The sequence below is a fragment of the Streptomyces diastatochromogenes genome, assembly GCF_002242805.1.
Taxonomy (GTDB): domain Bacteria; phylum Actinomycetota; class Actinomycetes; order Streptomycetales; family Streptomycetaceae; genus Streptomyces; species Streptomyces diastatochromogenes.
This window is the reverse complement of the sequence record NZ_MCGQ01000060.1, coordinates 1-6,967: the sequence shown is the minus strand read 5'-3', so window position 1 is coordinate 6,967 and position 6,967 is coordinate 1. Positions and strand designations below refer to the sequence as shown.

The following is a 6,967-nucleotide window of genomic DNA, read 5'->3' as shown; positions in this document are numbered from 1 at the left end:
GCACGGCCTCGCCGCCTTCGTGGATGATCGCGCGGAACTCGTCGGTGAGGCCGGCCGCTTCGAGGGCGAGCTGCCCGTTGTACTCGTGGATGTCGAGCTGGCCGCCCTGCGTGCGGGTGTCCGCCGATGTCTCGGCTTCGTAGATGGTCGCCGGGATGCCGTGCAGGTGCAGGACCCGGGCGAGGGTCAGGCCGCCGAGCCCGGCGCCGATGACGGTGACGTGAGTGGTCATGGTGGTTTCCCTTTCGGCTGGACACGCTCTACTCGGGTACAGTGTTCGCAGTAATGGCGCCACGATAGCACTACTGCGAACAGTGAGCGCAGTAGTGAGGAGGAAACCGATGGACGACGCTCACACGGTGATCTGGAACCGGCCGGAGCGGGCCGCGAAAGGCCCCGCACCCTCACGCACGCGGGCGGAGATCACCGCCGCCGCCATCGCGATCGCCGACGCCGAGGGCATCGACGCACTGTCCATGCGGCGCGTCGCCAAGGAACTGGGAACGGGCACAGCCTCGCTCTACCGTTACCTGGCATCCAAAGACGACCTGCTCGATCTCATGCTCGACGCCGTAGCGGCCGAAGACGGCGGCCCGCCTGCTCCCACCGGCGACTGGCGCGGCGACTTGCGGACACTGGCCTATCGCTCCCGGGCCACCATCCACCGGCATCCCTGGATGACCTCCCTCGCGGCAGGGCGCCCATCACTTGGACCGAACTCCCTCGATGCCACCGAACACGCACTCGCCGCCCTCGATCCCCTCGGCTTCGACATCGACGTCATGATCACCGTCGTCGATACGCTGCATGCCTTCGTCCGCGGCTACGCCATCGGCGAACTCGCCCAACAGGAAGCCGTCCGACGCTCCGGAGTCGGCAACCAGGAATGGATGGACGCCCACGCGCCCTACCTCGACAAAGTCGTCAAGGCGGGGCGCCATCCACTCCTCGCCCGCGTCATTCGTGATGCCGAACTTCCCCACGCGGCCGACAGCGCCGAGCGCGGTTTCGAGCTGGGACTCGAACGACTCCTCGACGGATGGGAGGCCAACCTCCCAGTCCGACCCTGACGATTCGACGGCGTCAACTGGGCGCATCGGGGAACTCCGCACCCGGGCGCCGGCCTCCGCGAGCTGGACCCCCGACACAGCGCGATTCCCACGAGCCAGCATCAGAGAACGATCAGGGTGACTAGGGCGTGTGTCGAAAGCGGCTGGTTGTGACTCTGTGGCCTGTGTTTCTATGCCGGAGTGAACATCGAGAGCTCTGGGGTGCCTGTTGAGAGGCCGAGCCGCCGGGTCCGGCAGAGGGTTGATGGCGATGTTGAGGAGTGTGTGCGGGTCCTCGCGGAGGTCCATCAGCTTGACGGTTATCCGGTGAACTGGCCTGATCAGCCAGGCGAATGGCTGTCAAGCGGTCCCCTGCTGGGTTCCTGGGTTGCCGAACTCGAAGGCCGCCTGGTTGGGCATGTCAGTTTGTCGCAAGGCGGCGAAGGTGATCTGGCCCCGATGTTGTGGAGTGAGCGGAACGGGGCGACGCGGGGTATGACCGCCGTGGTCAGCAGGCTGTTCGTTGCCCCGCAGGCGAGGGGACATCGGATCGGTGCACTGCTGATCGGCCAAGCAGTGGAGGAAGCGCGGCGTCGTGGCCTGCATCCGGTGCTCGACGTCGTCGCATCCGATACCGCAGCGACAGCCCTGTATGAGCGGCTGGGCTGGAAGCTGATGGCTATGGTCGAGCAGCAGTGGAGCCCGCACCAGACGGTGGCCATCCGCTGTTACGCAGCGCCATCGTGACGTGGCCAGTCATAGCCACTCGTTGATGGCCGCGACGAGGGCGGTCGCTTCGTAGCGGACCGCGAGCTTGTCGTATCTGGTGGCCACGGCGCGGTGCCTTTTGAGGCGATTGATGCCGCACTCGACCGCGTGCCGGGCCTTGTAGTCCTGCGGGTCGAACTTCGGGGGCCGGCCGCCGCTCGAGCCGAGTTTCTTGCGGTTGCGGGCCTGGTCGGTCTTGTCCGGGATGGTGCAGCGGATTCCGCGCCGCCGCAGGTAAGCGCGGTTCTTCCGGGAGGCGTACGCCCTGTCGGCGCGCACTCGATCGGGCCGGGTGCGCGGCCTGCCGGCCCACGACGCGGGACACGAACCTTGTCCAGGACCGGCTCGAACTGCGGGGAATCGCCCCGTTGCCCGGCCGTGATCACGATGGACATGGGCTTCTGACCCTGTTCGACGGCCAGGTGCAGTTTGGTGGTCAGGCCGCCGCGCGAGCGCCCGAGGCCATGGTCGTCCGGTTCGATGCTGACGCCGCCAGGTGGCTCCTTCTGCAGCTCCCCTTTTTCCTCGCGCCAGCGGCGTGCTGGTGGGCCCGGACGACGGTGGATGTCCCAGGTGATCAGCTGTTTCGCGTCGGCCCGAGCCTGGAGCGCGGTGAAAATTCGATGCCAGGTGCCGGCCCGCTGCCACCGGCGGAACAGGTCGTACACCCGACCCCACGGCCCGTACTCGGCGGGCAGGTCCCGCCACGGGATGCCGGTGCGGACCCGGAACCGTATACCGTCGATCAGCTGCCGCCTGGCCCACGTCGGCGGCCGTCCGGGCTTCTTACCCTTCGGCAACAGCAGTTCCAGCCGCCCATTGCGCGTCCGTCAGATCTCCACGTGCCACGAACCAAGATCATCTCACGTTCAAGATCCACTTTCGACACACGCCCTAGCTCCGTGTACCACACCTGTTGCACCCGCTACAGTGCTCCGGACCGCCCCTGATCTGCGGAAACTCCAGCCGCACACTCGGGACGTCCCGGAGAAACCTCGGTGACTTCGACGCCGGCGGCTCCGACATCGAACGCGACTGGGTGCAGCGCACCGACTGCTGGGAGCGGGTGGAGCGGGTGCTGCTGACGGACGGGCAGGTGCGTGAGTACCAGTTGCCGCCGGCCGAAGGGAAGAGGGACGATCAGCGCTGGCCCGGGTTCGCACGCCGCTACGGCTTCGACCTCGACCGTCCCGTGCAGTGGGAGGTTGAGGCACTGGAACCGGCCGAACTCAAGCGCCTGGTGATGGAAGCCGTCGACGGCTACATCGACCGGGAGATCCTCGCCGAGGTCATGGCCGAGGAAGAGCAGCAGCGTGCCCAGCTCGCCGCCCTCCTCGGCCGGCAGCAGGACGGCTGAACGAGCGCGCGGACTCGGTCATCGGGAAGCGCGGGTGCGGCGCCCCCCTGCCGTAGGTCGCCAGGCGCCCCTGGAGACGAACGAAGTAGGACCGTCGGAACACCTGAAGATCTCCCGGCGACGCACCTTCCAGAGGGCGCCTTCGAAGGTGTTCGCCACCTGCACAAGAGCCGCAACTGCATCTTCCGGGCTGCCCTCCAAGTCCGCGACGGTATGCGCGTCACGCTTAGCCTCCGCGACGCCGTCGACAGGTATGGCCAGCACAATCCATCGTGACATCAGCCGATCGCGTCCCTCCCCCTTGGTGCCGCCCACCGCGACGCGCGCAGACCAGTGTGGCAGGCCGCCGGCACCTCACCGGCCGGTGCCGCCGACGCAAACATGTGGTGGACTGCGGCCGGTGCCGGGGTTGCGTCGGTGGGCTCTCTGCTGAAGGGCATGCTCGCGCGCGCAGTCGGCGCCCCGAACTCGGCGAGCCTGTCCAAGGCGGTGTAGATGACCAGGCCAGAAGCGTCGGACGTTGCGGTGGAGCTGGAGAGGCTCGGCGGTACGGTCGCAACGGGGTTCGTCCGAAGTCAAGGGCTCGCTGGCCGTCCTCGTCGAGCGGTCGACGCGCAATGAGCAGGACCTCGTGCGGCTCGGCGAGGACACGGGGAAGGCCTGGGCCGCGCTCAGCGCTGAAGTGGAAGCGCTGAAAGCGCGGCGGTGGCCGCTCGGTGTCGTCGGCGCGTTGACCGGCGTTGCTGGCGCCGCGACGGGGGCTGCGGCACTCTTCATCCGCTGACGCGCGGCCCCTTGACTGAACGCCCGCTCCCTCCGCTCCTGGGGCGGGTGTTCTGCCATCCTCGGTCGGCTACGGGGTTGCCGTACGGAAGAGAGTCAGGAGGGTCTGGGCCGGCGGGGTGTCCGGGTCGAAGAACTGCGTGGCCAGAGCGGGTGGCACGGCCGTTCCGTGCATACGGACCTCGTGGCAGCTGAAGCAGAACGCCGCCTCGAACAGTGCTAGGTCGAGAGAGTCCTCGTACGCCCGGATGCTCCAGCCGGGCGAGAAGCCGCAGCGGTGCTGTTCGCTGTTGGGCAGGCTCTCGATCAAGGTCAGGGCGGCAGTGGCTTCGCTCCCGGCCCAGTGGGCGATCGCCTTGCCGGGGTATGGGACGTCCCGCCTGGTCGGGAGGGCGGAGATCCGTACGACCTCGATCAGCACGGTGGCGGCAACGGCTTCGGCGGGGAGCTGCATGTGTGCAGTCTGCCCGTCGGGTCGGCGGCCGGGTGAGGAGCATCGGCGCCTTCGTCAGGCGTCACCGGTGTCAGTTTGCTCGACCGATGTCATCCACCGCGAAAAGTCGCACCCGGCCGCTGACGTCGGTCCTGGCCCCGGCCGCTGCCAGTGCCCCGGGCTACGGTGGACGCGTCCTTTTCCGTATGGCTGCTTGGCTGCGCTTTTGGGCTGGACCTTGCCCCCGCTCGGCGTTCCGACGTCCTTGCCCTGTGCCGCCTCCCGAGCTACCCCCGCACGCGCGGGGACGACAAGGAGCTGGATCGGCTGCTGTTGGAGCAGCGGGAGCTACCCAGCGCGCGCGGGGACGACGCGTAAGGAGCGGTCCGTTCACGGGGTTTCACCGCGCAGCGCCGCGAGGGTTTCGGCGACAACGGCGTCCGTGGCCGGGGTAGGCCGCCGGGAACGGGAGATTGCGGCGGTGGCGTTGACGATCATGCAGTAGAGGAGGGATCGCCGACTCTGGCCTTCGGAGAGTATCTGGCAGGCGTCGGGAAGGTGTTCCTCGGCCAGGGCATCCAGCTGGCGAAGTCGGGTGTCGAGAGGGACCGGGCGATCGGCGCAAGCGCTCACGGGAGCGGCGAGGGCCGGGAGGGCCGGGGCGACCAGCGGAAGCACCCGGCAGCGGCTCGGGCAGGTGGCGCATCCTGGCAGCTCACGTGGCGGGCGGGAGCCCATGGTCCGGTTCAGGTCCGCACGGATCTCGGGGAGCAGCTCACGTGCCGGTCCGTCCAGGTGATCCGCCTTCAGCCAGCCCTCCGCCAGTCGCGCCAGGATCCGCGCGACACGGTCACGCTCGAGCAACTCCGCGCCGCCGTACGGTCCGCCGACGCCCTCCAGTCGGCGCCTGGCGGCCTGTGCATAGGTGCAGTACGCCAGGCCACCCCCGGGCACGGACGAGCGCCAGGCCGTCCAGGCATCCCACAACTGCTCCGCCGTGCCCAGCAGCAGACGGTCGAAGAAGGGGGAAAGCGCCTGGTCCGCGGCGGCTCGTGCGCTGTCCCGGTCGGCCAGGTGCAGCACCGTGCAGGGCGCAGGACAGCGGCGGCAGCCGCCGTGACGGTGCAGATACGCCCGGTCGGCCTCGGCCGGTGCGCCCAGCGCCCCTTGCACCCGCACGGCCACGGGCTCGGGCGGCCGCATCCTGGTCAGCACGGCAGAGCCGATCCGCTCGTCGTGGACGACGGCCTCACCGGGCGGCAAAGTGGCCAGATGGCGGCTCTGCTGCTCGGTGAGGTTGACCGTCGCGGCGACGACCGCGCGGTCGTCGGCGGCGACCAGCCGGTGCAGGATCTTGACGTTCGAGTTCTTGACGATCTCCGGCGCGAGCTTGGTGGGCACCTGGTCTGCGACGATGAAGCCCTCACCGTACGCCCGCATCTCGGCCATCATGTCGGTGAACATCGCCACCGCCTTGGCCTGCGCATCGGGGGTCTCGGCGCCGGACGGCGGCCGGGCGGCGCGCAGCAGCCGGTGGGCCTCCTCGATCAGTGTCAGGTGGCGCAGCTCCTCGCCTTCCGGCGCGGACGCCCCCGCGCGTGACTCGGCGTACTCGTACAGGCGGCACAGCAGCAGGGCCATGACGAAGGACTTCTCCTCGTCGTCGCCGAGGTTCCGCAGCTCGATCAGTGCCGGCCGGGCGAAGAGCTCGTCCACGGGCACCGAGCGACGGGTGTCCAGGGCCATGCCCTTGGTGCCCACCACCAGGCTGCCCAACCGGGAGCGCAGTGCGGCGCCGAGGTTCTGATGGACCTCGCGTCCGTAGGCGCGCCGCTCCAGGACTTCTTCGATCTTGTCCTGGAGTTCCCTGATGGTCGGGGTGAGCGCGGCGACGTCCGGTGCGGAGGGGCGCGCGCCGAGCAGCTCGTTGGCGGAGGTGTGCAGATCCCAGCCGCGCTCGGTGTAGACCTCGAGCATCGCGTCCTCGAGGACGTAGGACATGCCGGCGAACATGGGGAAGGACGCGTTGAACACGGCCTTGAGCAGGTCGATGTGGCGCGAGAGGGGCACGGAGGGGACCGGTGCGAACGGGTTGAGCCGCAGCGGCAGCGGGGCGTCCGGGCCGATGCCGTAGACACGCAGTCTGCCCTTGAGGGCCGGATGCTGGGCGAGCCGGCGGTACTCGGCCTTGGCAGGCTCGATGACCAGGAACGGCACACCCAGCTCGGTGTACGCCTCGATCAGCAGGTTCTTGGCGGTGGTGGTCTTGCCGTAACCGGTCATGCCGGTGATGAAGACATGCCGGTTCAGCGCCCGGTCGGAGACGGTGACCTGCTGGTGTTCACCGCCCTGGGCGTCGGTGACACGGCCGACGGTCACGGCCTTCGGCTCCGGTGGCGGGGCGGAGAGGGAGAACTCGGCGACCTCGTGCATCGGCAGTCCGGCCATCGGCCCGCGAGGAAGGCCCACCAGGACGGCGAGTTCGGCGGAGGTGAGGCAGGTCGCCAGGGCGTCGAATGCGGGACCTAGGGGATGACCGACGCCGCCGGACGCGGGCGCCAGGGGAAGGACGCGGCC

7 protein-coding genes and 2 pseudogenes are annotated in these 6,967 nt (G+C 69.1%); 4 read left to right on the top strand and 5 right to left on the bottom strand.

Annotated features, from left to right (window positions below):
• The coding region (locus tag BEK98_RS44110) for an FAD-dependent oxidoreductase (protein ID WP_167444418.1) at nucleotides 1-232 on the bottom strand (232 nt) is incomplete at its 3' end.
• A gap of 109 nt (nucleotides 233-341) precedes the next feature.
• Between BEK98_RS44110 and BEK98_RS44105 the strand changes: the two genes are divergently transcribed.
• Together BEK98_RS44105 and BEK98_RS44100 are read left to right on the top strand one after the other, a co-directional pair.
• Nucleotides 342-1,070, top strand: coding sequence for a TetR/AcrR family transcriptional regulator C-terminal domain-containing protein (locus BEK98_RS44105; RefSeq protein ID WP_094222480.1), 729 nt, complete (start codon nucleotides 342-344; stop codon nucleotides 1,068-1,070).
• 264 nt (nucleotides 1,071-1,334) lie between these two features.
• Complete coding sequence (locus BEK98_RS44100; RefSeq protein WP_094222479.1) at nucleotides 1,335-1,796, top strand: GNAT family N-acetyltransferase; 462 nt, start codon at nucleotides 1,335-1,337, stop codon at nucleotides 1,794-1,796.
• A gap of 9 nt (nucleotides 1,797-1,805) precedes the next feature.
• On the opposite strand, the pseudogene BEK98_RS51480 reads toward BEK98_RS44100, so the two are convergent.
• Both BEK98_RS51480 and BEK98_RS51475 read right to left on the bottom strand, forming a co-directional pair.
• Nucleotides 1,806-2,105, bottom strand: a pseudogene (locus BEK98_RS51480) (transposase); the annotation flags it as partial.
• 83 nt (nucleotides 2,106-2,188) lie between these two features.
• Nucleotides 2,189-2,617, bottom strand: a pseudogene (locus BEK98_RS51475) (IS5 family transposase); the annotation flags it as partial.
• 116 nt (nucleotides 2,618-2,733) lie between these two features.
• Between BEK98_RS51475 and BEK98_RS50495 the strand changes: the two are divergent.
• Both BEK98_RS50495 and BEK98_RS44085 read left to right on the top strand, forming a co-directional pair.
• Entirely contained in the window at nucleotides 2,734-3,174 is a 441-nt protein-coding gene (locus tag BEK98_RS50495) for a hypothetical protein (RefSeq protein ID WP_244202243.1), read from the top strand.
• Nucleotides 3,175-3,694: 520 nt separating this feature from the next.
• A complete protein-coding gene (locus BEK98_RS44085) occupies nucleotides 3,695-3,958 on the top strand; it encodes a hypothetical protein (RefSeq protein ID WP_244202242.1) in 264 nt (87 codons plus the stop codon).
• A gap of 69 nt (nucleotides 3,959-4,027) precedes the next feature.
• Here BEK98_RS44085 and BEK98_RS44080 read toward each other — a convergent pair whose 3' ends face one another.
• On the bottom strand, nucleotides 4,028-4,411 hold the full coding sequence (locus tag BEK98_RS44080) for a hypothetical protein (protein WP_094222478.1): 384 nt from the start codon (nucleotides 4,409-4,411) through the stop codon (nucleotides 4,028-4,030).
• A 369-nt stretch (nucleotides 4,412-4,780) separates the two neighbouring features.
• Nucleotides 4,781-6,967 (bottom strand): ATP-binding protein (locus tag BEK98_RS44070; RefSeq protein ID WP_143684242.1); only part of this gene is annotated, 2,187 nt, incomplete at its 5' end.

Coding starts and splice junctions, on each gene's coding strand:
- BEK98_RS44105 (WP_094222480.1), top strand. CDS start 342: ATGGACGACGCTCACACGGTGATCTGGAACCGGCCGGAGCGGGCCGCG.
- BEK98_RS44080 (WP_094222478.1), bottom strand. CDS start 4,411: ATGCAGCTCCCCGCCGAAGCCGTTGCCGCCACCGTGCTGATCGAGGTC.